This window comes from Haloferax sp. Q22 (genome assembly GCF_001482285.1).
Taxonomy (GTDB): domain Archaea; phylum Halobacteriota; class Halobacteria; order Halobacteriales; family Haloferacaceae; genus Haloferax.
Genome location: NZ_LOEP01000016.1, coordinates 134,598 through 157,694, shown reverse-complemented (window position 1 = coordinate 157,694; position 23,097 = coordinate 134,598). Strand labels below are relative to the sequence as shown.

Annotated in this window: 22 protein-coding genes; 15 read left to right on the top strand and 7 right to left on the bottom strand. The window is 68.0% G+C overall.

What is annotated here, in order from left to right:
• The first annotated feature begins 167 nt into the window (after positions 1-167).
• Positions 168-647: an RNA-binding protein gene (locus AM590_RS06190; protein ID WP_004969073.1), complete on the top strand. Its 480-nt coding sequence runs from the start codon at positions 168-170 to the stop codon at positions 645-647.
• 42 nt (positions 648-689) lie between these two features.
• Here the strand turns inward: AM590_RS06190 and AM590_RS06185 are convergent, their stop codons facing one another.
• On the bottom strand, positions 690-1,370 hold the full coding sequence (locus tag AM590_RS06185; protein WP_058826714.1) for a DUF1028 domain-containing protein: 681 nt from the start codon (positions 1,368-1,370) through the stop codon (positions 690-692).
• A gap of 219 nt (positions 1,371-1,589) precedes the next feature.
• Between AM590_RS06185 and sepF the strand changes: the two genes are divergently transcribed.
• Both sepF and uvrA read left to right on the top strand, forming a co-directional pair.
• Positions 1,590-1,946, top strand: coding sequence for a cell division protein SepF (gene sepF / locus AM590_RS06180; protein ID WP_004969075.1), 357 nt, complete (start codon positions 1,590-1,592; stop codon positions 1,944-1,946).
• A 120-nt stretch (positions 1,947-2,066) separates the two neighbouring features.
• Complete coding sequence (gene uvrA / locus AM590_RS06175; protein WP_058826713.1) at positions 2,067-5,015, top strand: excinuclease ABC subunit UvrA; 2,949 nt, start codon at positions 2,067-2,069, stop codon at positions 5,013-5,015.
• 36 nt (positions 5,016-5,051) lie between these two features.
• Here uvrA and AM590_RS06170 read toward each other — a convergent pair whose 3' ends face one another.
• A complete protein-coding gene (locus tag AM590_RS06170; RefSeq protein WP_058826712.1) occupies positions 5,052-7,004 on the bottom strand; it encodes a COG1361 S-layer family protein in 1,953 nt (650 codons plus the stop codon).
• A 133-nt stretch (positions 7,005-7,137) separates the two neighbouring features.
• Here AM590_RS06170 and AM590_RS06165 point away from each other — a divergent pair, with 133 nt between their 5' ends.
• The 4 genes from AM590_RS06165 to AM590_RS06150 all read left to right on the top strand — a co-directional run bounded on the left by AM590_RS06165 (position 7,138) and on the right by AM590_RS06150 (position 11,240).
• Entirely contained in the window at positions 7,138-8,142 is a 1,005-nt protein-coding gene (locus AM590_RS06165) for an ABC transporter ATP-binding protein (protein ID WP_058826711.1), read from the top strand.
• On the top strand, positions 8,135-8,938 hold the full coding sequence (locus AM590_RS06160; protein ID WP_058826710.1) for an ABC transporter permease subunit: 804 nt from the start codon (positions 8,135-8,137) through the stop codon (positions 8,936-8,938). The genes AM590_RS06165 and AM590_RS06160 overlap by 8 nt, the downstream gene beginning before the upstream one ends.
• A 124-nt stretch (positions 8,939-9,062) precedes the next feature.
• The gene (locus AM590_RS06155) at positions 9,063-10,082 is read left to right on the top strand and encodes a hypothetical protein (protein ID WP_058826709.1); all 1,020 of its coding nucleotides are present in this window, start codon (positions 9,063-9,065) and stop codon (positions 10,080-10,082) included.
• A gap of 75 nt (positions 10,083-10,157) precedes the next feature.
• Positions 10,158-11,240, top strand: coding sequence for a geranylgeranyl reductase family protein (locus AM590_RS06150; RefSeq protein ID WP_058826708.1), 1,083 nt, complete (start codon positions 10,158-10,160; stop codon positions 11,238-11,240).
• A gap of 24 nt (positions 11,241-11,264) precedes the next feature.
• On the opposite strand, the gene AM590_RS06145 is transcribed toward AM590_RS06150, so the two are convergent.
• Both AM590_RS06145 and AM590_RS06140 read right to left on the bottom strand, forming a co-directional pair.
• On the bottom strand, positions 11,265-12,362 hold the full coding sequence (locus tag AM590_RS06145) for an aminomethyltransferase family protein (RefSeq protein ID WP_058826707.1): 1,098 nt from the start codon (positions 12,360-12,362) through the stop codon (positions 11,265-11,267).
• Between the two features lie 136 nt (positions 12,363-12,498).
• Entirely contained in the window at positions 12,499-12,885 is a 387-nt protein-coding gene (locus tag AM590_RS06140) for a DUF6432 family protein (protein ID WP_345775625.1), read from the bottom strand.
• A gap of 17 nt (positions 12,886-12,902) precedes the next feature.
• Between AM590_RS06140 and AM590_RS06135 the strand changes: the two genes are divergently transcribed.
• From AM590_RS06135 to AM590_RS21100, 7 genes are all read left to right on the top strand, one after another.
• A complete protein-coding gene (locus AM590_RS06135) occupies positions 12,903-13,913 on the top strand; it encodes a hypothetical protein (protein ID WP_058826706.1) in 1,011 nt (336 codons plus the stop codon).
• 70 nt (positions 13,914-13,983) lie between these two features.
• The gene (locus AM590_RS06130) at positions 13,984-14,364 is read left to right on the top strand and encodes a DUF5611 family protein (RefSeq protein WP_058826705.1); all 381 of its coding nucleotides are present in this window, start codon (positions 13,984-13,986) and stop codon (positions 14,362-14,364) included.
• Between the two features lie 192 nt (positions 14,365-14,556).
• On the top strand, positions 14,557-15,015 hold the full coding sequence (locus AM590_RS06125) for a universal stress protein (protein ID WP_058826704.1): 459 nt from the start codon (positions 14,557-14,559) through the stop codon (positions 15,013-15,015).
• 90 nt (positions 15,016-15,105) lie between these two features.
• Positions 15,106-15,783 carry a TIGR00266 family protein gene (locus AM590_RS06120; protein WP_058826703.1) on the top strand — a complete coding sequence of 226 codons (678 nt, stop codon included), beginning with the start codon at positions 15,106-15,108 and terminating at the stop codon, positions 15,781-15,783.
• Positions 15,784-15,868: 85 nt separating this feature from the next.
• Entirely contained in the window at positions 15,869-16,837 is a 969-nt protein-coding gene (locus AM590_RS06115) for an ROK family protein (protein WP_058826702.1), read from the top strand.
• 457 nt (positions 16,838-17,294) lie between these two features.
• Positions 17,295-18,770, top strand: a complete 1,476-nt coding sequence (locus AM590_RS06110) for an LVIVD repeat-containing protein (protein WP_058826701.1) — start codon at positions 17,295-17,297, stop codon at positions 18,768-18,770.
• 144 nt (positions 18,771-18,914) lie between these two features.
• Positions 18,915-19,247 carry a NifU family protein gene (locus AM590_RS21100; protein ID WP_004058105.1) on the top strand — a complete coding sequence of 111 codons (333 nt, stop codon included), beginning with the start codon at positions 18,915-18,917 and terminating at the stop codon, positions 19,245-19,247.
• Between the two features lie 133 nt (positions 19,248-19,380).
• Here the strand turns inward: AM590_RS21100 and AM590_RS06100 are convergent, their stop codons facing one another.
• Genes AM590_RS06100 through AM590_RS06090 form a run of 3 tightly spaced genes read right to left on the bottom strand, consistent with a single transcriptional unit; the run spans position 19,381 to position 21,917 of the window.
• Positions 19,381-20,085: an HAD family hydrolase gene (locus AM590_RS06100; protein ID WP_058826700.1), complete on the bottom strand. Its 705-nt coding sequence runs from the start codon at positions 20,083-20,085 to the stop codon at positions 19,381-19,383.
• Between the two features lie 54 nt (positions 20,086-20,139).
• Positions 20,140-21,546 (bottom strand): DUF402 domain-containing protein, encoded by a 1,407-nt coding sequence (locus AM590_RS06095; protein ID WP_058826699.1) that lies wholly within the window; start codon positions 21,544-21,546, stop codon positions 20,140-20,142.
• Positions 21,543-21,917, bottom strand: a complete 375-nt coding sequence (locus tag AM590_RS06090) for a hypothetical protein (protein ID WP_058826698.1) — start codon at positions 21,915-21,917, stop codon at positions 21,543-21,545. Before AM590_RS06090 ends, AM590_RS06095 begins: the two co-directional genes overlap by 4 nt.
• Before the next feature lie 140 nt (positions 21,918-22,057).
• Between AM590_RS06090 and AM590_RS06085 the strand changes: the two genes are divergently transcribed.
• The gene (locus AM590_RS06085; protein WP_058826697.1) at positions 22,058-23,095 is read left to right on the top strand and encodes a PrsW family intramembrane metalloprotease; all 1,038 of its coding nucleotides are present in this window, start codon (positions 22,058-22,060) and stop codon (positions 23,093-23,095) included.
• The last annotated feature ends 2 nt before the right edge of the window (positions 23,096-23,097 follow it).

Sequence of the window (23,097 nt, the reverse complement as noted above, 5' to 3'; positions counted from 1 at the left end):
CAGTTTATCCTGTCACAGTCTGACGCGCGTCGGACGCCGACGCGACTCGGTTCGGGTTGCTCCGAGGTGACTCACCTCGCCACGCGTCCGGTCGGCCGTCGGGAGGCGTCGCCGACCGCCCGATGCGGAGCGGTCGATTTATCGGCCGTGAGCGTCCACGACCCGGTATGAAGGTCAAGTCCCGCCACCACCTCCGAAGCGACGAAATCGACGCGCTGTGCGACTCTATCGAATCGTCCCTCGGCGTCGCCCTCGACGGCGACGCATTCGAGGCGGTCGAGTTCGCCGACGCCGACTACGAGGTCGTTCTCGTCGACGGCGAGCCGGCGGTCATGTACGTCGACGACCAGCCGTTTCTCACGGTCAAGGGCGCGAACCAGTTCCCGCCGACGACGAACGTCGTCACGGTCGACGCGGGCGCGGTCTCGTTCGTCTCCAGCGGGGCCGACGTGATGCGACCCGGCATCACCGAGGCCGACGACACCATCGAGGCGGGCGACCTCGTCGTCATCGCCGAGGAGACCCACGGCAAGGTGCTCGCCGTGGGGCGCGCGCTCGAAGACGGGGCGGATCTCGTCGGTGACTCCGGCAAAGTCGTCGAGTCCATCCACCACGTCGGCGACGACCTCTTCGAGTTCTCGGTCTGAGCCGACCCCCGGGGTCTCAGGCTCCGGCGCTCAGAACTCTCGTTACTCTTCTGCGTACTTCTCCAGCGCCGCCTCGTACCCCGCCCGCGCCATCGAGAACGTCTCTCGAAGGTCGCGCAGCGGCGTCTCCGTCGCGTCCACGCGGAGGTCGTTGTAGTACGGGTCCATCTCGCGGTCCTCGGTCGAGGTCACGACGACGGCCGCGCTCTGGATGTCGAGGTCGTCGCGCTTGTCGCCGCCCGCGGCGTGTCCCGCGCCGAGCGCGTCGATGAGCCGTTTCGCGAGCGGTTCGCCGCCGCCCACGTCCCGCTCGTAGGCGTCGGCGGCGGCTTCGACGACTTCCGCGCCCGTGAGCAGGTTGCCCGCGACGGTGTAGTCGTCGCCCTCGCGGTGGCCCGCCCAGCCGAGGCAGTCGTCGCCGGTGAAGGCGAACGTCCCCTCGGAGCCGACGCCGTGGAGCTGTCGCTCCGCCCGGCCGTCGTCGGCGTTCAACAGCGCCCGGAGGGCGTCGTCGACGGCGAGACCGTCTTCGAGGTAGTCCAGACCCTTCTCCCCGAGCTCGACGTTCGTCAGCGCCTGTGTCGCCACCGCGCCGTGTTCACTTGCAAACGGACAGAGTGCGCCGACCCCCGGCAGGCGGGTCGTCACGGCGACGCCGAAGCGGTGCTGGTCGTCGCCGTCGGCGTCGACGTACGACTCGCGGACGCAGATGCTGAAAGTCATCGTGTTCGTCTGCTCCCGCGCGCCGCGAGGTAAAAACACCCGGCGAAACGCCGTGAGTGGCGCACGCGCTGGATATCCGCCGGCGTCGCCGCTTCCCGTGGCACCGCCCTCGTGTGACGGTACTGCCGTCGATTCGTCGGGTCGACGAGGCGAGAAGTGTCTGAAAACAGACAGTCGTCTGACGTAAGAACTAACCCCGTTGTGGCCTCTCTACGTCCTATGGGTATCATGAGTAAGATTCTCGGTGGTGGTGGTTCCCGCACGACCGAGGACTACGTCGAACTCGACCTCGACGACTTCGACACCGCTCGCGGCGACGCCGGTCTCTCGGTTCACATCGCCGAAATCGGCGGGCAGCAGGACGTTATCGCCATCAAGGACGCCGTCTACGACGGCAATTTGGTCATCGCGGACATCACCCGCCACACGACCTCCGACAACACGATGGAACACATCATCGACGACCTCCGGCAGGTCGCGCGCGAGGTCGACGGCGACATCGTCCAGAAGGGCGACGACCAGATCGTCATCACGCCCACGGGCATCTCTATCTCGCGGCAGAAGCTCAACGGCTGACGGCGGCGGACGACACCCCGCTTACACTCCGATTTCTCCACGACTCGCAGACGCGAGCGATGCGGTTCGAACGGCCCGAACCGATGCCTATTCGGTCCTCTCGTTCCTAGAGTCGTCCGAATGAGCAAGGACTACATCGAGGTTCGTGGTGCCGAAGAGCACAACCTCAAGAACCTCGACGTTCGCATCCCCCGCGAGACGTTTACCGTCGTCACCGGCCTGTCGGGGTCAGGCAAGTCCTCCCTCGCGTTCGACACCGTCTACGCGGAGGGCCAGCGGCGGTACATCGAGTCGCTTTCGGCCTACGCGCGGAACTTCCTCGGCCAGATGGACAAGCCGAAGGTCGAGGCCGTCGAGGGCCTCTCGCCCGCCATCTCCATCGATCAGAAGAACGGGGCCAACAACCCTCGGTCGACCGTCGGGACCGTCACCGAACTCCACGACTACCTCCGCCTCCTGTACGCCCGCGTTGGCACCCAGTACGACCCCATCACGGGCGAGGAGGTCGGCGAGCAGTCCGCACAGGACATGGTCGACCAGATTCTCGAACTCCCCGAGGGCACCCGCGCGAAGGTCGTCGCGCCGGTCGTCCGCGATCAGAAAGGCGAGTTCAAGGACCTGTTTTCGGACCTCGTCTCCGAGGGATACGCCCGCGTCGAGGTCGACGGCGAGGAGTTCGACCTCTCGTTCGAGACGCCCGAACTCGACAAGAACTACGATCACACCATCGACGTGGTCGTCGACCGTGTGAAGGTCGCGCCCGAGGCGCGCTCCCGCATCGCCGACTCCGTCGAGACCGCCCTCGACGAGGCCGGCGGCGTGCTCAAACTCATCGTCCCCGACCCGCCCGAAGACCTCCCCTTCGCCTCCAACACCCGGTCGACCGGGTCGCTCGCGGGCGAGAGCGACGACCGCCTTGTCGTCGAGTTCTCCGAGGAGCTCGGCAATCCGAACTCGTCGTTCCGCTTTTCGGAAATCGAGACGCGGTCGTTCTCGTTCAACAGCCCCCACGGGGCCTGCCCGGAGTGCGAGGGCCTCGGTAAGGCCAAGGAGGTCGACCCCGACCTCATCGTCACCGAGCCGTCGAAGCCGCTCAAGCACGTCTTCGAGCCGTGGAGCTACAACCGGACGTACTACCGCCGCCAGCTCGACAACGTCGCCGACCACTTCGGCGTCAGCGTGGACACGCCGTTCGAGGAGCTTTCCGACGAGGTACAGGACGCCTTCCTGTTCGGCACCACCGAAGACGTGGTGTTCGAGTGGACGACGAAAAACGGCACGCGCCACAAGGAACACCCCTTCGAGGGCGTCGTCGGCAACCTCGAACGCCGCCACGTCGAGACCGACTCCGACCGGACGCGCGACCACATCGAGGAGTTCATGGCCGTCACGACCTGTCCCGACTGTAACGGCTCGCGGCTCAAAGAGCAGTCCCGCCACGTCCGCGTCGGCGGCACGACGCTCCCCGAGGTCAACCGCATGACCATCGCGGGCGCGCTCGAACACTTCGAGGGCCTCGAAAGCGACCTCTCGGAGCGCGACCGGACCATCGCACAGGAGATCCTCAAGGAGATTCGCGCCCGTCTCGGTTTCATGACCGAAGTCGGCCTCGAATACCTCACCTTGGACCGCGAGGCCGCCACGCTCTCCGGCGGCGAGTCCCAGCGCATCCGCCTCGCCACGCAGGTCGGCTCCGGCCTCGTGGGCGTCCTCTACGTCCTCGACGAGCCGTCTATCGGCCTTCACCAGCGCGACAACGACAAACTGCTCAACACGCTCGAAGGCCTCCGCGACCTCGGTAACACGCTCATCGTCGTCGAACACGACGAGGAGACGATGCGACGGGCCGACGAGATCATCGACATGGGTCCCGGCCCGGGCAAGCGCGGCGGCGAGGTCGTCGCGCAGGGCGACTTCGACGACATCGTCGCGGCCGACGACTCCATCACGGCCGACTACCTCTCGGGCCGCAAGGACATCGACGTGCCCGACGCGCGCCGCGACGGCGACGGTGAACTCGTCATTCGCGGCGCGCGCCAGCACAACCTCGACGACCTCGACGTGCCGATTCCCCTCGGGACGTTCACGGCCGTCACCGGCGTCTCGGGGTCGGGCAAGTCCACCCTGATGCACGAGATTCTCTACAAGGGGCTCGCCCGCCGGATGAACGACAACACCTCCGTCGACCCCGGCGAGCACGACGCCATCGAGGGTTACGACGAAATCGAGACGGTCCGGCTCATCGACCAATCGCCCATCGGCCGCACCCCGCGGTCGAACCCGGCGACGTACACCGGCGTCTTCGACTACGTCCGCGAGCTGTTCGCCGAGACGAAGCTCTCGAAACAGCGCGGCTACGAGAAGGGTCGGTTCTCCTTCAACGTCAAGGGCGGCCGCTGTGAGGCCTGCAAGGGACAGGGCAACGTCAAAATCGAGATGAACTTCCTCTCGGACGTGTACGTGCCCTGCGAGGAGTGTAACGGCGCGCGCTACAACGCCGAGACGCTCGACGTGACGTACAAGGACAAGACCATCGCCGACGTGCTCGACATGGAAGTCGACGAGGCGCTCGACTTCTTCGAGGCGAACTCGCAGATTCGCCGCCGCCTCCAGTTGCTCCACGACGTGGGCCTCGGCTACATGCAGCTCGGCCAGCCGTCGACCACCCTCTCCGGCGGCGAGGCCCAGCGCGTCAAACTCGCGGAGGAGCTCGGCAAGAAGCAGACCGGTGACACGCTCTACCTGCTCGACGAGCCGACGACCGGCCTCCACAAGGAGGACGAACGGAAGCTCATCGAGGTGCTCCAGCGCCTCGTGGACAACGGTAACACCGTCCTCGTGGTCGAACACGAACTCGACCTCGTGAAGAACGCAGACCACATCGTCGACCTCGGCCCCGAGGGTGGTGCGGGCGGCGGCACTATCGTCGCTAGCGGCACGCCCGAGGAAATCGCCGAGAACCCTGACTCCCACACGGGTCGGTACCTCCGCGACTACCTCCCCGACGTGGACGAGGAGGGCCCGCGCTCGGACCGTCGCAAGCCCGCGAAAGTGGCGAACGACGACTGAGCGCGCGCACCGATTTTTTCGCAGGCCGACTGTTCTTCAGCGCCGACGGTACCACCAGTAGCCGACGCCAGCGAGCGCGAGGACCACGACCAGCGCCGGAAGGACGGGGAACGTCGTCGCCGGTTCGACCACCTCGATGGCGACCCGCTGGGTGCCCGTCGAGAGCTGTCGGCCGGCGTCGTCCTCGTAGCTCACCTCGACGCCGACGACCTGCGTCTTCGGGACGGCGTCGCCGCTCACTTCGAGGTCGAAGACGACGAGACGCGTCTCGCCGGCGTCGAGCCGCGGGACGAACGCGACGGCGTCCTCGCTCGAAAGCGGCTCCTCGGCGACGAGTCTGACCGTCACGTCGGTCTGCGGCGTCGACTCGGTGTTCGTCACCGCGAGGACGAGCCGACCGTTCGAGTCGACTTCGAACGTCGCGTTCCGCGGTTCGATCGCGACGGCGGGGTCGCCGGTGCTCACAGCCGCGAGCACGTCGGTCCGGTCGGCCGCGCGCAGTTCGTCGCCCGGCGGCCGGTACTCGACGACGAACGGGAGCCGACGTGTCCCCGGCGTTGAGCCCGCGGCGAGGCCGATGGCGTACTCGAACTCGGCGACCTCCCCGGGCGCGAGCGTGCCGACGGTCACGTCGAGGTCCGTCGGCGTCAGCGCCGGGTCCTCGGTTTCGAGGCGCATCACCACGTCGCGGGCTTCGGCCCCGCCGACGTTCTCGACGGTGCCGACGACGCGGCCGACGCCGCCAACTCTGAGCGTGCTCTCTTCGACCGTCACGGCGAACGCCGGACCAGCGCCGGGGTCGAGACCGGCGACGAGCGACTGGGTCTTCCGGTCGCCCCCGGGGTTGCGGAACGAGACGGCCACGTTGAGCGAGTAGGGCCGGTCGAGGGCGTCGTCGGCGACGCGGGCGCGGAAGCTCACGCGCCTCGTCTCGCCCGGCTCCCACGCGCCGACGTAGGCCTCCGCGGCGGGCGCGCCGGCTCCGAAGGTCACCTCGGAGTCGGCGGAGGAGACGCCGACGGTCGTCGCCGCGGCGGTCGCGTCGCCGACGTTCACGAGTTCGAGCGTCAGCGTACCGGTGTCGCCGACGGCGACCGCCGCGTCCACGTCCGCGAGTTCGAAGTCGGCCCCACGAGTCGGTCTGACCCCGGCGACGACCGACCGCGAAGTCCGCGTTTGGCCGTCCTCGTCGCGGTAGGTCACGGCCACTTCGACCGAGTAGTTGCGGACGATTGCGTCGTCGGCGACGCGGGCGCGGAACTCGACGCGCTCTGTCGCACCCGCCTCCCACTGGCCGACGAACGTCTCCGCGGTGGCGACGCCGCTCCCGAACGTTATCTCCGGGTCGGTCGAGGTGACGGTCACGGTCGCGTCCGCGGCCCCGACGGGACCAACGTTCTCCACGTCGAGCGCGACGGTTCCGCTGTCGCCGACCGCGAGGGCGGCGTCGACCGCCCGGACCGCGAACGCGGGTCGACGCTCGACGACCACTTCGAGGTCTCGCTTGATGATGCGGCTCCGGTGGGTCGTGTCCACGTCGTCGCCGTCCACGTACACCGAGGCGGTGTAGTCGTAGGTGAACGTTACGGGGAGTTCGTAGGTCCCGGGCCGCGCACCCTCGGCGACGCGGAGGCGGAGCGACGCCGGCCCGGAGACGCCCTCGGGAACGGTTCCGATGGGAATCTCGCCGCTGACGACGGTAATCGGTCCCTCGGATTCGCCGCGGATGGTCAGCGCGCGCGCCGTCTGCACGAGCGCCTCGTACTCCTCGGGGCCGTCGCTCGTGACCGTCCCGCTGTTGACGACGAACACTTCGACCGTGGTCTCGGTGCCGGCGACGAGTCGGTTCTCCGGCGCGATAATCGAGAGGTCGGGACTTCCGGTCACTCGGCTGGCGGCTGCGGCGCTCCCGGTTGCGCCGGCGAGGGCGGAGAGGACCAGTAGCGTGGCGAGGAGCACGGCGCTCGCTCGCCGGACACGGCGAGTCATGGTAGGGCGACCGGCGGCCGAACCCGCCTCAGTCGCGCTAGATACGCGGTATGTAAGCTTAACAACACGCTCGGCTCTCAGTCGGCGGTAACGTCACGCAAGGGATACGTTCGGGGCGCGCCTACGTGTGAGTATGTCCGTCCCCGCTATCGACATCGACGGTCTGACCAAGTTCTACGGGGACGTTCGCGGCGTCGAGGAGCTGTCGCTTTCGGTCTCGGAGGGTGAACTGTTCGGCTTCCTCGGCCCCAACGGCGCGGGGAAATCCACGACGATTCGCCTCCTCCTCGGCCTGCTCAAACCGACCGACGGCACGGCGAGCGTCCTCGGCGTGCCGGTGGACGACCGCGCGGCCTTTCTCGACGTGCTCGCCCGCGTCGGCCACATCCCCGGCGACCCGCGGTTCTACGACGACGTGACCGGTCGCAAGACGCTCGACTACTTCGCCGGGCTCTCCGGCGACGCCCGCCGCGACGAACTCCTCGACCGATTCCCGGTGCCGCTCGACCGGCCGGTCCGGGCCTACTCGCGGGGTAATCGGCAGAAACTCGCCATCGTACAGGCGTTCATGCACGACCCGCGGGTGGTCGTGATGGACGAGCCGACCTCGGGGTTGGACCCACTCGTCCAACAGGAGTTCTACGAGTTCCTCCGCGAGGAGCGCGACCGCGGGGTGACGGTGTTCTTCTCGACGCACATCCTCGGCGAGGTCCGCGAGGTCTGCGACCGCGTCGCCATCATCCGAGACGGTCGCCTCGTGGCCGTCGAGGACATCGACGACCTGCTCGCCCGAAGCGGCAAGGTCGTCACGGTCCAGTCGCCGGACGCCATCGACCTCGCTGACTTCGATTTCCCGGAGACCATCGACGCCCGTATCGAACCGGACGGCTCGCTCCGACTCGTCACCTCGGGCAACTACGACGCCCTCGTGGACGCGCTCGAAGGCTATCGAATCGACGACCTCGAAGTCCGCGAGACGGCCATCGAGGACGTGTTCATGCACTTCTACGACGAGGGCGACGGCGCAGAAGACGGCGTTGCCGCCGGCGACAGCGCCGCCGCCGCCGACGAACCGGACGAGACCGAAGACGACGCGGAGCCGTCGCCCGCCGACGCCGAGGAGTCCGCGAATGCGTGAACTCGACATCGCGGCCTTCGAGTTTGCCCAGCGTCGGCGTGGTCTCGCCATCGTCAGCGCACTTCTCGTGGCGACGGCGGGGCTCACCATCGCCGTCTTCCCGTCGTTCGGCGAGTCGGACATCGACTTCGCCGAACTGCTGGAGTCGTACCCCGAGGAGTTCCGGGCGGCCTTCGTCGGGAGCGTCACCGACTTCTCGTCGCTCGAAGGCTACCTCGTGGTCGAACTCTACCAACTCGTCTGGCTCCTCATCGTCGGGAGCTACTTCGCCTACGCCGCGGGGTCGCTCGTCGCCGGCGAGGTGGACCGTCAGTCGGTCGAACTCGTCCTCGTCCGTCCCGTCTCGCGCACCCGGTTCGTCGTCGGCAAGTTCCTCGCGATGCTCCCCGCGGTCGCCGTCGTCGACCTCGCGCTCCTCGCGGCCGTCGTCGTCGGCGCGGGCCTCATCGACGAGGAGATTCACCTCTCTCGCCTCCTCGCGGTCCACGCCGTCGGCGGCCTCTACCTCGTCGCCTGCGTCGCGGTCGGCCTCCTCGCGTCGGCGTTCTTCGGGCGCGTCCGCCGGGCACAGGGCGCGGCCATCGGCGTCGTCTTCGGGACGTTCCTCCTCGACTCCCTGACGGTCGACACCGACTACGAGTTCCTCGGTGCCCTGTCGCTCACGCGCTATCTCGACCCCGGAGAGCTCCTCGTCGCCGGCGACGTAGACTGGGGCGGTATCGCCGTCCTCGTCGCCGTGACGTGCGTCCTCGTCGTCCTCGCGGCCGAGGTGTTCGAGCGGCGCGACCTGTCGTAGTCATAGCGCCGTCCTCCGCCACGCGCGGCCCGCGCGGTCCGCGCGCCCACCGCGAAGCCACCGCTTCGAACCGGAGCCACCGCCTCGCACCCGCGTTTTTCACCGCCGAGCGCCTATGTCACCCATGCACCTCTACGCCGCCGCCAACGGCGCGGTCTTCGCGGTCTCGGGGTCGCCAGACGACACGACCGCCCGCCGGCGACTCGGCGACCACCGAATCGAGTGCGTCGCGGCCGACTCGCACGCGCCGGATCGGGCGTTCTGCGGGACCTTCGACGCCGGCGTCTTCCGAACGACCGACGGCGGGGCGTCGTGGCACGCGGTCGGGACCGACGCGCTCCCCGAGTCGGTGACGAGCCTCGCCGTCTCCTCGTCCGACCCCGACGTGGTCTACGCCGGCACCGAACCCTCGGCCGTCTTCCGCTCCCGCGACGGCGGCGACACGTGGGCCGAACTCGCGCTGCTTTCGGACCTCGATTCGTCGTCGTCGTGGGCGTTCCCGCCCCGCCCGCACACTCACCACGTCCGCTGGATAGAACCGGACCCGACCGACCCCGACCGGCTGTTCGTCGCGGTCGAAGCCGGAGCGTTCGTCCGCTCGCTCGACGGCGGGGAGACGTGGCAAGACCGCGTGCCGTCGAGCAAGCGAGACACGCACTCGATGGCGACGCACCCCGACCGGCCGGGCCGCGTCTGGATCGCCGCAGGAGACGGCTACGCCGAGACCGACGACGCGGGCGAGACGTGGACGACGCCGACCGCGGGGCTGGGCCACGGCTACTGCTGGAGCGTCGTCGTCGACCCCGCGGACCCGGACTCGGTGCTCCTGACGGCCGCTTCCGGGCCGATGCGCGCCCACCGGGTCGAGTCGGCGGAGGCGTACCTCTACCGGCGAACGTCCCGGGACGACGATGGCAACGGCGACGGCGGCGAGTCGTGGGAACGCCTCGACGAGACCGGACTGCCGACCGGACCGGGCGCGACGCGCGCGGTCTTGGCCGCCGGACGAACCGGCGGCGAGTGCTACGCCGCGAACGACCGGGGCCTCTACCGAACGACCGACTTCGGCGACTCGTGGGCCCGAGTCGAGGTCCCGTGGGACGGGACGCGGCGGACCGCGTCGGGGCTGGCGGTCGTCGCGTAGTCGGGCGGTTTTCTCCGGTGACGGTCCGCCGCCCGAAGCGAGAAGATTCATGGGTCGGCGCGGCAACGGCCAACCATGTACGATTTCGCCGTCGTCGGCGTCGGTCCCGCCGGCGCGCGGTTCGCCCGCCGCGCGGCCGACGCGGGCTACGACGTGCTCGCGCTGGAGAAAGGCGAGGTCGGAACGCCCCTCGCGTGCTCCGGCCACGTCAGCACCGACATCTGGGAGTTCGTCCCCGACGAGGCGCGCGACCGCCTGTTCCAGAACCGCATCTACGGGGCGAACTTCCGCGTCGGCGGCCCGAACTCGAAGGCCTACCCGTTCTACAAGCAAAGCGAGGTCTCGAACGTCATCGACCGCGTCGAACTCGACCGCACCCTCGCCGACTGCGCCCGCGACGCCGGTGCCGACGTGCGCGAGGGCCACACCGTCACCGCCGTCGAGGAACTCGACGACCGGGTCCGGCTGACCGCCAGCGTGGCCGGCGAGGCCGGAACCGTCCAGTTCGAAGCGAAGATGGTCGCCGGGTGCGACGGCCCCACCTCGCGGGTCCGCCGGGCGCTCGACCTCCCCGAACCGTCGGAGACGCTCCACGGCGTCCTCGCGTTCGACCCCGACCCGGACGACGGCGACTTCGTGGACGTGCACCTCACGGTCCCGCGCTTTTTCGCGTGGCGCATCCCTCGCGGCGACGCCGGCGTCGAGTACGGCCTCGCGGCCCCGCCGGGCGCTGAGGTCAACGAGATGTTCGACGCGCTCACGAACACCTACGACGTGGAGACAGAGCACTTCTGTTCGGGAGCCATTCCCATCGGCCCGCCGGACCGGACGACGACCCGCCGGGCGTTCCTCATCGGCGATGCAGCCGCTCAGACCAAGCCGTTCACCGGCGGCGGCATCCTCTACGGGATGACCGCGGCCGACATCGCCGCCGCGACCATCGACCCCGACGACCCGGAGACGCTATCTGCCTACGAGGACGCGTGGCGCGACGAACTCTCCCGGGAGATTCGACTGGGGCACCTCGTGCGCCGGTGTTACTCCTTCCCCGAGTGGCTTCAGCGGGTCGGCCTCCGGTCGCTGTCGGGCGAAATCGGCGTCCACATGGACAAGCCGAGTTCGTTCTTCTCGCGCGAACACCTGAAGAAGCTGTTCTGAGGGATTGTCCCCCGGACGCCCCGCTCAGTTCTCGCCCGGATACGTCGGAATCCGCGCCGACACCGCGCTCCCCTCGACGAACGGGAGCGACTCGCGGGTCGCCGCCACGTCGTCGCCGGCGACCTCGACCCTCAGGTCGTCGGCGTCGAGGCCGTAGTCAACGAGCGCGAAACCGATGGGCACGTCGAGCATCGGGCTCTCGACGGCGCGGGTGACGGTGCCGACCGGCTTGCCGTCCGCCGAGACCTCGGCACCCGAATCGGGGAGGTCGTCGGCGCGGAAGCCCACGAGCCGGCGCGAGGGCCGACCGCGGTTTTCGATCTTCGAGACGAGTTCCTGACCGACGAAACAGCCCTTGTCGAAGTCGAGCGCGTTGCGGACGCCGACGACGTTCGGGACGTTGCCGCGGAGTTCCGACTCGAAAAGCGGCGTGCCGGCCTCGGCGGTGAGGCTGTCCCACGTCTGGTAGCCGACGGGGACCGAGGGGTTGCCGTAGAACAGGAGCGCGTCGAGCACGTCTTCGGCGTCCTTCGCGCGGCAGATGACGTCGTAGCCCTCCTCGCCGATCGGGTTGTCGGAGGCGACGACCGTGACGCCGAGTTCGCCGCCGATGGAGCCGCGGACGAAGGAGAGTTCGGGCTCCGGCGCGCCCGCACCCGAGAGGATGCTCGCCACCTTCTCGGTCGACTGCGGGCCGTGGACGCCGAAGACGCCGAATTCGTCGGAGGCGTCGCGGAGTTTGACGCGCTGGAGGAACGTCTTCGAGCGCCACTCCTCGACGAGCGGTTCCGCGCGGTCACGCGGGGTGAAAATCAGCAGTCGCTCGCCCGCGTTGTAGACGTACATCTCCGTCTCGATGTGACCGTCGGGGTCTAACAGCAGGGCGTAGACGCCCTCGCCGTCCTCGTCGGGGACGGTGTTGGTCACCGCGTTGTCGACGTAGTCGACCCGGTCTTCGCCCTCGACGACGACCACGCCGTAGCCGTGTTCGATGACGCCGACGCCGTTTCTGACGGCGCGGTGGGTCCGCTCGGGGCGGCCGTAGTGACTCACGACCTCGATTCCGCCGCGCGTCTCGAACGTCGCACCGTGTGCCTCGTGGATGTCGGCGACGAGTGTCATTACCCCCCGTTTCGCCTTCGGCGCGTAAAACCCTCCCACTCCCGGACGACTGGACCGGCTTTCGGTCGACAGTCCTCCGGCGGCGGCCGCAGGCGGACCGGACAGTCGAAACGAGTCCTTCTCCGCGCTGGCTCGCTCAGAGCCCGAACCGCTCGCGGAGTCTCTCGAACAGCGATGCGTCCTCTTCGACGGCTTCGCTCGGGTCCGGAACGACGCGCTCGTCGGCGTGGATGAGTACCCCCGTGTCGGCCTCCTCGACCACGATGAGGCCCTCGTCTTTCAGCGCCGACAGCGCCTCTTCGATGGTGTCGATGTCGGCGTCCACGGCGGCACGGAGTTCGAACACCGTCATCCCCTCGTCGTGGCGGTCGACGAGCGCGTCGAGCACCGCGACCTCGATGTCGCGGCGGTTCCGGAACTCCCGCCTCGCTCTCATAGCGGGTACATCGTTCGCCTCCTGTTTACTTGTACCGCCCGTCTGACGGGCGTCCGACAGGCAGGGGGTACCTTTTTGTTTCCGAATCCCGGAATCCTCGCGTAATGGGACTTACTTGCCGTCTTCTCGGGCACGCCTACGGAGACTCCGAGACGGAACGGGAGCGCGAGGAACGCGGCGACGAGGTGGTCGTCTCGATTCGAGAGATACAGGTCTGTTCGCGGTGCGGACACGAACAGGTAATCAGCGAGAACAAGGAGGTCACGGCCATCCGAACGCCCGAGGAGGTCGGGATGACGGAGGGTGAAGTCGAGACCGCGGCCGCGGGCTTCGAACCGGCGAACCCGCAGCCCGGCGTCTCCGACGCCGAGGACGCCGCCATCGAGACGGCTCCGGACGCGGAGACGCAGGCCGAGGTCGACGCCGCAGCCACCGACGCTGCTGCGGACGTCGACGCGAGCGCGGGCCCGGACCCCGCGGCGCAACAGCCGGCCGAGACCGCGAACGCCGCCGACACCCAACCCGCAGACGGGCCGGACACGGCCGACGACGCCGGGAGCGTCGACGCCCCGCCGGTGACCGACGACGGCATCATCCTCGACGACGACGAGGAGCAGTCGGCCACCCGCGACCGGACGCAGTGGCCCGACGAGGTCGACGAGGTCGAGACCGACGACCCGACGCCGCCGGCCGACGGCGACGACGCGGAGTTCATCGACGCGGACGCCGAGGCGGGCGTCGAGGCCGATGCGGCGGAGTCGGAACAGCCCCGAGAGCGAGAACGCGGCGCGTGGCCCGACGCGCCGGGTGACGACGAGGGATGGAACGCCCAGCCCGACGACGGCGAACCCGTCTCCGTCTCGTTCGGCGGCGGCCTGGCCCCGGAGGGCAACAGCTCGCCGAGCCAGCAGTCGAACGGTCAGTACGTCGAGGCGGAGGAAGACGACTTCGTCCGCGCCGACGAGTCGAACGTCGGCAACGAGGCCCCCGACGACGCCGTCGAGTACTACTGTCCGAACTGCGGGCACGCCCGCGGCGCGTCCTCGTCGTCGATGCGGGCCGGCGACATCTGCCCCGAGTGTAAAAAGGGCTACATCGCCGAGCGGGAATCCTGACCGCGGCACGCCCTCGCAGGCGTCGCAGAGTCGCGAAACAGGTAAACCATCCCCTGTCGAAAAGGCGTCCATGAAGGAGTACAAGATGCGTCGTGGGGAGACGCTCGAAGAGCGAATTCCGGACATGAAAGCGACGGTCGAAGACTACTTCGGCCCCATCACCGGCACCGAGGAGTTCAAAGGAAGCGACCTCTACGTCGTCGGCGAGCCCAAGAACCCCGTGTTCACCCGTATCGTCGCCGGCGCGGTCAAGTACAGCGGCAAGAAGGACAAGCTCGCGGTCAACTTCGAGGAGGCCGACCCGGCCGAACTCGCTCCCGAAGACCTCGAAGCCGCGGGCGAGGCCGTCAGCGCGAAGAACGACTTCCTTCTGGAGGCGACGGGCCGCGACGCGAAGTCCCGCCGCGACTCGATGAAGCGCGCGGTCGAAGACGACGCGCCCGACGTCTGAGCCGTCCGACGCGGTTCGATTTTCTCGCGCACCCACTCGTCGAGCGGCCGCGCCGCCGGCGAAACGTACATAGTGCTAGCACGTGACGCTCCGGCTGACAGCGACTTCGCCAGCCACGAACACGAATTTTTATTTCGAATGTGAGTAAAAAATCCCGGCACGGTTAAGTGATACCGGGACGAACGGGCTGGTATGGCTATCGAAACTATCCTGCTCGCGGTCGGCGCGGGCGACGCCGAGCGCATCGACAGACTCGCCGAGGAGACGATCGACGTGGCCGGGCCGACCGGCGCGACGGTCGTCATCGGACACGTCTTCACGAGAGACGAGTACGACGAGGCCCTCGACAACCTCGACTTCGACATCACAGCAGAGGAGGTCTCCGCGGACGACGTGGCCCGACGACACGCCATCGTCCGCGAGCTCACGCGACGCTTCGACGAGGCGGACATCGACTACGTCGTCCACGGCCGAGTCGGCCACCACGGCGAGAAACTCGTCGAACTCGCGGGCGAGGTCGACGCCGACCGCCTCGTCGTCGGCGGTCGAAAGCGCTCGCCGACCGGCAAGGCCGTCTTCGGGAGCGTCGCACAGGAGGTCATGCTCGAATCGCCGTGTCCCGTGACGTTCGTCCGCGCGGACACCAAGTGACGACCTGCGGTCGGCGCGACTGACGGAGTAGACTGTCGGGAGACCGGCTTCGCAGGCAACTACATATCTTAGCGCGCCGTCATCTCTCGCATGGACCACTCCATCGATTACCGCCCGTCGTTCGCCCTCCTCACCGTCTCGCTCGACGAGGGCGAGTCGCTCCGGTCGGAGGCCGGCGCGATGGTCAGCTACTCCGACGGCATCGACATCGAGACGAACGCGAAAGGCGGCCTCTTCGGGTCGCTCAAACGGAGCGTCCTCGGCGGCGAGTCGTTCTTCCAGAACACGTTCAGCGCACGACAGGCGGGTGAGGTCTCTTTCGCGCCCCCGCTCCCGGGCGATATCGTCCACCACGCCCTCGAAGACGAGACCCTGTACGTGCAGTCCGGGTCGTACATCGCCTCGGACCCCGCGCTCGACCTCGACACCTCCTTCGGCGGCGCGAAGACCTTCTTCGGGAGTGAGGGCCTGTTCCTGCTCAAACTGACCGGCACCGGCGACAGTTTCCTGTCGAGCTACGGGGCTATCCACGAGGTCGAACTCAGCGAGGGCGAGCGTTATACGGTCGACACCGGCCACATCGTCGCCTTCGACGAGACGACGAGCTTCTCGGTCGAGCGCGTCGGCGGCCTGAAGTCAACCCTGTTCAGCGGTGAGGGGCTTGTCTGTACGTTCACCGGGCCGGGGACCGTCTGGATACAGTCGCGCAGCATGGACTCGTTCCTCTCGTGGCTCATCCCCAAACTCCCGACCAACAACTCCGCGTAGGCAGCGGGTCTCGACTTACATCGGGGCGAGTAAATCTACCGAGAATCCCGCTTAGTTAAGTGGAGGGCGCATCGCTATGGGAACGATGGCGTACTACGTGGGCGTCGACCTGGGGGCGACGAACGTCCGTTCCGTGGTGGGCGACGACGATGGAACGATCCTCGGAGAGGCCCGTGATAACACTCCGCGCGGCCCGACCGGAATCGCGATCACCGAGGCGGTCCTCGGCGTCGTCCGCGAGGCGTGTGCCGAGGCGGGTATCGACCCGAGCGACGCGGTCGCGGCCGGCATCGGTGCTATCGGCCCGCTCGACTTGGCCGAGGGCGCGGTCGAGAACCCGGCGAACCTGCCGGACACCATCGACCGCATCCCGCTGACCGGTCCCCTCTCGGTGCTCTTGGAGACGGACGAGGTGTACCTGCACAACGACACGAACGCCGGGGTCATCGGCGAGCGGTTCCACTCCGACCGCAACCCCGACGACATGGTGTATCTCACCATCTCCTCGGGTATCGGCGCGGGCGTCTGCGTCGATGGCCACGTCCTCGCCGGCTGGGACGGTAACGCCGGCGAGGTCGGTCACCTGACGCTCGACCCGAACGGCTTCATGACGTGCGGGTGCGGCCACAACGGTCACTGGGAGGGCTACTGCTCGGGCAACAACATCCCGAAGTACGCCCGCGAACTCCACGAGGAAGACCCCGTGGAAACCGCACTCCCCGTGTCGGACCCCGATTTCTCCGCGGTCGACGTGTTCGAACACGCCGGCGAGGACGAGTTCGCAGACCACATCATCAACCAACTGGGCCACTGGAACGCGATGGGCGTCGCCAACATCGTCCACGCGTACGCGCCGCTTATCATCTACGTCGGCGGCGCGGTCGCGCTCAACAATCCGGACCTCGTGTTAGAGCCCATCCGCGAGCAGATGAGCGAGATGGTCATGTCGAACATCCCCGAGATTCAGCTGACGACGCTCGGCGACGAGGTCGTGGTCGAGGGGGCGTTGGCGAGCGCGATGACCGGTGGCACCGGTGACCGCTCGCGGCTGTGATGCCGAGACGACTCACCGGTGGTAGCGCAGGTGGCACCGGTGACCGGTCTCGACTGTAACGCGGCGCTTCGTCTCTCCGCCGTCGAGTTATCTCGATTGATACTCGGTGGCGCAGTCTTATAACCCCCGTCCGGGAACACGATGATGTGCACCCGACGACGCCGAGTCGCTCGGCGCGCCGGTCGGCGCGTTCCCGTTCTCGTCGAACCGAACGGTGCACGGGCGTTCCACCGGAAGCCTAGAACGGGACTGGTCGACAACCCCCACCACCATCGTCGACCGATCGACGCCGACGGGGTATCCACACCCACCCACCCACCCATCCCCATCGGCGTCGCTTCAGTTCTCACGCAACCCAGTGCAGACTGAGCGATCCCCGCTTTCCTCCGGTCCTCAGGCCTTCCCCCTACCCAAGGACCTCCGTCCGATTTTTCTCCTCGGCGCGCTCAGACTCACCGTGGACCGCCGCCAGTTCCTCCGCTCCATCGGCGCGAGCGCGGTCGCCGCCTCCGTCGTCTCCGTCGCTGGTTCCCGCCCCGTCACCGCCCATCCCGGTCCCTTCGAGCCGCTGGGTCGCATTGATATCGACGGCGCGAAAGAGACCGTGGTCTCCGCCGACGGCGAGACCGTTTTCGTCGCCGCGACCAGCGGCTACGCCGTCATCGACATCTCCGCGCCCGACCGCCCCGAACTCCTCGCCGAGCGCCGCGACCTGCTTTCCGACCGCGAGGACGGCCCCTTCCGCGGCATCTACGACGTGAAGCTCGACGGAGACACGCTCCTCGTCGTCGGCCCGGCTAACCCGATTCCGGGCGCGCCGACGGGCGCTCTCGTCGTCGACGTGTCCGACCCCACGAACCCCGAGGAAATCGCCTTCCACGAGACGGACGTTCCCATCCACAACTGCTTCGCCGCCGACGGCCGGGCGTACCTCACCGCCAACGACGCCGACCGTAACCCGCTCGTCGTCCTCGACACCGACACCGGCGACGAACTCGGCCGCTGGTCGGTCGTCGACGCCGACGACCGCTGGGCCGACGTGCCCGCCTCGGTTCGCTCCGTCCACGACGTGTGGGTCCGCGAGGGCGTCGCGCACGTCGCACTCTGGGACGCCGGCACGTGGCTCGTCGACCTTGCGGACCCCGCGTCGCCGTCGGTCCTCGGGTCAGTCTCACCCGGTGACCCCGAAGCACTGTCGGGGCTGACCGCCCGCGACCGCCGCCGCGAGAGCCGGACGCCGCCCGGAAACCACCACTACGTCGCCACCGACGACTCCGGCGACCTCCTCGGCGTTGGCATCGAGTCGTGGGCGGTCGAAGTCGAACGCGACGACGAGACGTCCGAACTCGTCGGCGGACCGAGCGGCGTCGAACTCTGGGACGTATCGGACCCGGCGACTCCGACGAGACTCTCGACCATCGACCCGCCGGCCAGCCCGGACCCGACGGTTGAGGGCGTCTGGATCACGGCGCACAACTTCGACTTCCGCGACGACAGGCTCTACACCTCGTGGTACCGCGGCGGCGTCAAGCGCCACGACGTGTCGGACCCGACGGACCCCGTCGAACTCGCGTGGTGGCGCGACCCCGAACGCGCGAGTTTCTGGACCGCGCAGTACGCCTACCCGTTCGCCGACGAGGGTGTCTTCGTCGCGTCGAGTTGGGGCGTCGGCGACGTGTCACCTGCGCTCTACACGTTCCCCGACCACGCCGGCGACCAGCGCGACCCGCCGCCCCTCGGCCCGGAGACGACCACCGAATCCCTCGTCAACACGCCGTCCCCGACCGGAAACGAGACGGCCGCGTCCACGTCGGACACCGAATCGGCGACGTCGACATCGACGACCGACGCGCCGGGCTTCGGGTTCGGCGTCGGCGCGGCGGCGCTCGGACTCGCCGGCTGGCTGGCCCACCGTCGCGGGCGGTGCGACTGAGAGAGCGACGTAGCACCCGGCGCGCTGACTCGCGTGGTTCCCGCGTCGAATCTATCACGAACGACCGAGACAGCCTTTCTCTCGTCGCCCGGCGCGTTGGGAGAACCGTTTCATTCTAATCCGTGGGGTTCGAAGTGTCGGGGTATGAGCGACGAGTCGGAGAGCCTCAAAGAGCGCGTCGAGACGTGGATGGTCGGCCAGATGCCGATTATCCAGATGCACGGCGGCAACAGCGTCGTGCGCAAGGCCGATGCGGAATCGGGGGAAGTCGTCGTCGAACTCGGGGGCGCGTGCGCCGGGTGCGGCATCTCGAACATCACCGCCCAGAACATCCAGTCGGACCTCATCATGACGTTTGACGAGATTACCGACGTGCAGGTCAAGGTCCCCAGTTCCGGCGACCACGGCAGCAGCACCGTCGAGGGCGGCCGTGGCGGCGAACTGCAGTACGGCGACGAGGGGCCGGGGCACTTCTAACCCACTTTTTTACGGCTCGGGGTCGCTTTGCGACCCACTCACCGTAAAAACCTGGAGGAAAAAAGGCCGAACCTCACTTCGTTCGGTTCGGTCGGTTCCTCGGTTCGGTAACTACTGTCTGGTAGATGCAGTCCTACAGCAGTTCGGTGACGACCCGCGGTAACTCGTCGAGGCTGTCGATTGTGTAGTCGGGCTCGCGTTCGGGTCCGCGTGATTCCGCTGAACTTCCCGAGAGATGGACCGTCGTCATACCGACTTCCGCCGCCCAGGTGTCCTCATCTATTCGGTCTCCGACCATCACACAGTCTGTCCCGTCGAGTCCGGTTTCATCTAAGAAGATTTCGAACGGTTCGACGGTCGATTTCTCGGCTTGGACACCGGTCGAACACAGTACGACGTCAAATTCATCTGCGATGCCGGCGGTTTCGAGGCGAGTTTCAGTCATCATCCGGTTTCCGTTCGTGATGACTCCTGTGACGAGGTCCTGACGGCGACAGAATCGAAGGACGGACTCTGCATGTTCGTCGAGAGATTGGTGTCTCAGCCGCGTCTGCCAGAACAATCGGTCGAAGGATGCTCGCTCTTCCGCTGTTGTGTCCACGCCCCATACGTCGAAAAATACCTCCGAGAACGCCCCGAAGTGGAACCGGCGATAGTCTCCGTGGTACTGCGCCGCGAACCGCACACTCGCTTCTCGCAAAACCGACTCGAACTTCGATGAGTCGAGTTCGTATCCTCGCTCACACAAACGCTCGTACAGCACTGATTTCGCTTTCGAGACGTCGTCCTCTCCGTGAAACAACGTCCCGCCCAAGTCGAATGCGACTGCTTCGACCATTCTTGGGAGTGGTTTCATACACCCGAGGAAATCTCTTCGTACTGACTGACGCGGCTACCCCGACAGCGCCGACTCCAGACTCGACGCCACCGACCGCGCCTTCTCGGCCAGTGCTTCCGAGATGTGGCCGGCCTCGACGGCCGCGTCGAGTTCGTCGTCGTCGACTCGTTCGACCGTCCCGTCGGCGTGTTTCACCACGTCCACGTGGAGGTCCACGTACCGAATCTGGTCGGGGAAGCACTCGACGGGCGTGCAGATGTTGACGTAGGTTCCCTTGACACCGCCGTCGGCGTCGCGGTACACCGTCGGGTACCACCATCGCCCCTCGCGGAACTTCGTGACCGCAACGTCGCCGGACTCGCGGTCGACGCCGAGGGCGTCGTAGGTGCCGCCGCCGGTCATGCCGCGCCGGAGTTCGACGGTCCCCTCGGGGTCGCGTTCCGTCACCTCGCCGGAGCCGAGCGTGATGAGGCGGCCGTCGGGCTTCCCGTGGCCGATTTCCACGTCGTCGCCTTCGAGCGGGCCGAACTGCGCGGTCACCACGCCGAAGGGGAACTCGCCGTCGCCGACCGCCTCGCAGAGGGCCTCCGCGAGGTCGACGCCGGCGGACGCCTTCGGCGAGGCGGCCTTCGTCCGGTGGTGGCCGGGCATCGTCGTCTCGACGGCCCGGCGCTGGGCGTCGAGTTCGAAGCGCGTCTCGCGGCCGAACCAGACCCACGTCGTCGCGGTGGGTGCGGCGACCGGCCGCGGGGCGTCGACGGGCTCTGAGAGCGCGTCGTCGAGTTCCGCGGCGACCTCGGCCGCCCGGTCGAGCGCGTCGTTCAGGGCGCTCATGTCGGCGTCGACGGCGTCGCGGTGCCAGCGGATGCCCCAGCCCTCGGGCGGGTCGCCGCCGAGGAGGTCCGTCATGCCGGCCAGTTCGCGGGCGGCGGCCTCGTCGCGGGTATCGACGCGGACGCCCTCCGAATCCGGTTCGAGGGTCGCCAGCCCAGCGACGGCGCGGATGTCGCCGGTCAGTTCGGCGCGACGGGAGGCCCACGGCGGGGCCGACTCGGCGACCTGCACGCGAACCTCGTCGCCGACTTCCACGCGGCCGTCGAAATCGCCGTACGAGAGGTAGCCCTCGGTCTCGCCGAGGTCGCAGACCGCGCCGCCGCCGAGGGTTTCGGTCACGCGGGCGTCGAACACCGCGCCGGTCGGCGCGGGGTCGTCCCACGCGAAGGTGTCGATGCCGAGGTCGGTGAGTCGCTCGGTGGCCGTTTCGACCGCCTCGGGCGCGCCGGTCGCGCCGACGCCCTGCCGGTTCCGGGTCGTCTCGACCGACACGTCGTGGTCCGACGAGTCGAACTCGGCGTCGAAGCGCTCCCGAATCGGGCCGGACGCCTGCACCACGTCGTGGCCGTCGTCGAGGAAGACGCTCGTGAGCGCGGTGGCGTAGATGCCGCGGACGCGGACCCTCATAGCTCGTCGGCGTCGCGGGCGAAGGTGACGCGAGCGTCGACCGTCGGACCAAGCGTGAGTTCGATTTTCTCCTCGGTGAGCACGCGGCCGCCCTCGATGGGGACGCCCCACGAGTCGAACTTGAGGTAGCCGCGGAGGTCCGCGCCGTGGGTGTAGAGGTCGACGTGGTCGACGGCGTGTTCCTGCACGTCGCTCGCGCTGTGGGCCATCTCCATGTCCGAGTAGACCGTGTCACCGTCGCCGAAGAACGCCGCGATGGCGTCTGCGTCCGATTCGACTGCGTCGCTCACGAGGTCCGACGCGGCCCGGAGGTCGTCGGTGTCGAGGCCGACCTCGCGGAGCGCCGCCTGTTCGCGGGGGTCGAAGTGCATACCCGCCCTTCGGAGCGGAGGCATTAACCTCGTACGGTCGGTCGTCGGTCGCTAGGCCGGCCAGCTAGTCGCTGGGTCGGCCGGTCGCGGGATGCCGTGGCCGAAGCTATTACCAGATGCGATACCCTTTATGCCACGTGATGGACCAGCAGGACCCAGTCGAGCAGGCGTCCGACGGCTCGGACGACCTCTACGACATCGCCACGTGGGAGGAACGAACCTCGGTTGACGGGCTCGCGGTCGCGCTCTACCGGGTGCTGGTCGCGTCGACCCGCGCGGTGGTCGTCCTCGCCGCGTTGCTCATCCTCGTCGGTATCGGCGGGCTCTCGGCGCTCACCGACCCGCAGGTCGGCGCGCTCACCCTGCTTTCGGCGCTTCCGGCGCTCGCGCTCGCCGGCTACGTCTACTACTCCGACGTGACCCAAAACGAGCCGCTGTCGATGCTCGTGGTGACGTTCCTCCTCGGCGTCCTCACGGCCACCTTCGCCGCGATTCTCAACTCGCTTCTGAGCAACGTCGGCCAGACCATCGCGGCCGAGTTCCAGCTGTCTATCGGCTTCCTCGGCAGTATCGTGTTCTACTTCCTCGTCGTCGGCCCGGTCGAAGAGACCGTCAAGCTCCTCGCAGTCAGGCTGTACGCCTACTCCCACGACAGTTTCAACGCCGTCATCGACGGCGCGGTCTACGGCGCCATGGCCGGTCTCGGCTTCGCCACCATCGAAAACGCCCTGTACATCACCCGCAACCTCACCTCGTCGGGACTCGACGTTGGGGCCGACGGCGTCGGCATCATCGCCGCCGGCGGGACGATTACGGCGGTCCGCGCGCTCGCCGGGCCGGGTCACGTCATCTACTCGGCCATCGCCGGCTACTACCTCGGCCTCGCCAAGTTCAACAAGGAGAACGCCGGCCCTATCGTCATCAAGGGCCTCATCCTCGCGGCGCTCGTCCACGCGACGTACAACTCGACGGTCGGTCTCGGCTCGTCTGTCATCGCGGGGATAACCGGTATCGGCGGTCTCGCGGCCTTCCTCGTCTACGTCATCATCTACGACGGGGTCTTCGGGCTCTATCTCATCGGGAAGCTTCGCCGCTACAGTCAGGCCTACCACAGCGCCCACGCGCCCGGCCCGAGCGCGGCGTCGTTCAGCTCCGAGCAGACAGAGTTCGAAGACTGAGT

Coding starts and splice junctions, on each gene's coding strand:
- AM590_RS06190 (WP_004969073.1), top strand. CDS start 168: ATGAAGGTCAAGTCCCGCCACCACCTCCGAAGCGACGAAATCGACGCG.
- AM590_RS06185 (WP_058826714.1), bottom strand. CDS start 1,370: ATGACTTTCAGCATCTGCGTCCGCGAGTCGTACGTCGACGCCGACGGC.
- sepF (WP_004969075.1), top strand. CDS start 1,590: ATGGGTATCATGAGTAAGATTCTCGGTGGTGGTGGTTCCCGCACGACC.
- uvrA (WP_058826713.1), top strand. CDS start 2,067: ATGAGCAAGGACTACATCGAGGTTCGTGGTGCCGAAGAGCACAACCTC.
- AM590_RS06170 (WP_058826712.1), bottom strand. CDS start 7,004: ATGACTCGCCGTGTCCGGCGAGCGAGCGCCGTGCTCCTCGCCACGCTA.
- AM590_RS06165 (WP_058826711.1), top strand. CDS start 7,138: ATGTCCGTCCCCGCTATCGACATCGACGGTCTGACCAAGTTCTACGGG.
- AM590_RS06160 (WP_058826710.1), top strand. CDS start 8,135: ATGCGTGAACTCGACATCGCGGCCTTCGAGTTTGCCCAGCGTCGGCGT.
- AM590_RS06155 (WP_058826709.1), top strand. CDS start 9,063: ATGCACCTCTACGCCGCCGCCAACGGCGCGGTCTTCGCGGTCTCGGGG.
- AM590_RS06150 (WP_058826708.1), top strand. CDS start 10,158: ATGTACGATTTCGCCGTCGTCGGCGTCGGTCCCGCCGGCGCGCGGTTC.
- AM590_RS06145 (WP_058826707.1), bottom strand. CDS start 12,362: ATGACACTCGTCGCCGACATCCACGAGGCACACGGTGCGACGTTCGAG.
- AM590_RS06135 (WP_058826706.1), top strand. CDS start 12,903: ATGGGACTTACTTGCCGTCTTCTCGGGCACGCCTACGGAGACTCCGAG.
- AM590_RS06130 (WP_058826705.1), top strand. CDS start 13,984: ATGAAGGAGTACAAGATGCGTCGTGGGGAGACGCTCGAAGAGCGAATT.
- AM590_RS06125 (WP_058826704.1), top strand. CDS start 14,557: ATGGCTATCGAAACTATCCTGCTCGCGGTCGGCGCGGGCGACGCCGAG.
- AM590_RS06120 (WP_058826703.1), top strand. CDS start 15,106: ATGGACCACTCCATCGATTACCGCCCGTCGTTCGCCCTCCTCACCGTC.
- AM590_RS06115 (WP_058826702.1), top strand. CDS start 15,869: ATGGCGTACTACGTGGGCGTCGACCTGGGGGCGACGAACGTCCGTTCC.
- AM590_RS21100 (WP_004058105.1), top strand. CDS start 18,915: ATGAGCGACGAGTCGGAGAGCCTCAAAGAGCGCGTCGAGACGTGGATG.
- AM590_RS06100 (WP_058826700.1), bottom strand. CDS start 20,085: ATGGTCGAAGCAGTCGCATTCGACTTGGGCGGGACGTTGTTTCACGGA.
- AM590_RS06095 (WP_058826699.1), bottom strand. CDS start 21,546: ATGAGGGTCCGCGTCCGCGGCATCTACGCCACCGCGCTCACGAGCGTC.
- AM590_RS06090 (WP_058826698.1), bottom strand. CDS start 21,917: ATGCACTTCGACCCCCGCGAACAGGCGGCGCTCCGCGAGGTCGGCCTC.
- AM590_RS06085 (WP_058826697.1), top strand. CDS start 22,058: ATGGACCAGCAGGACCCAGTCGAGCAGGCGTCCGACGGCTCGGACGAC.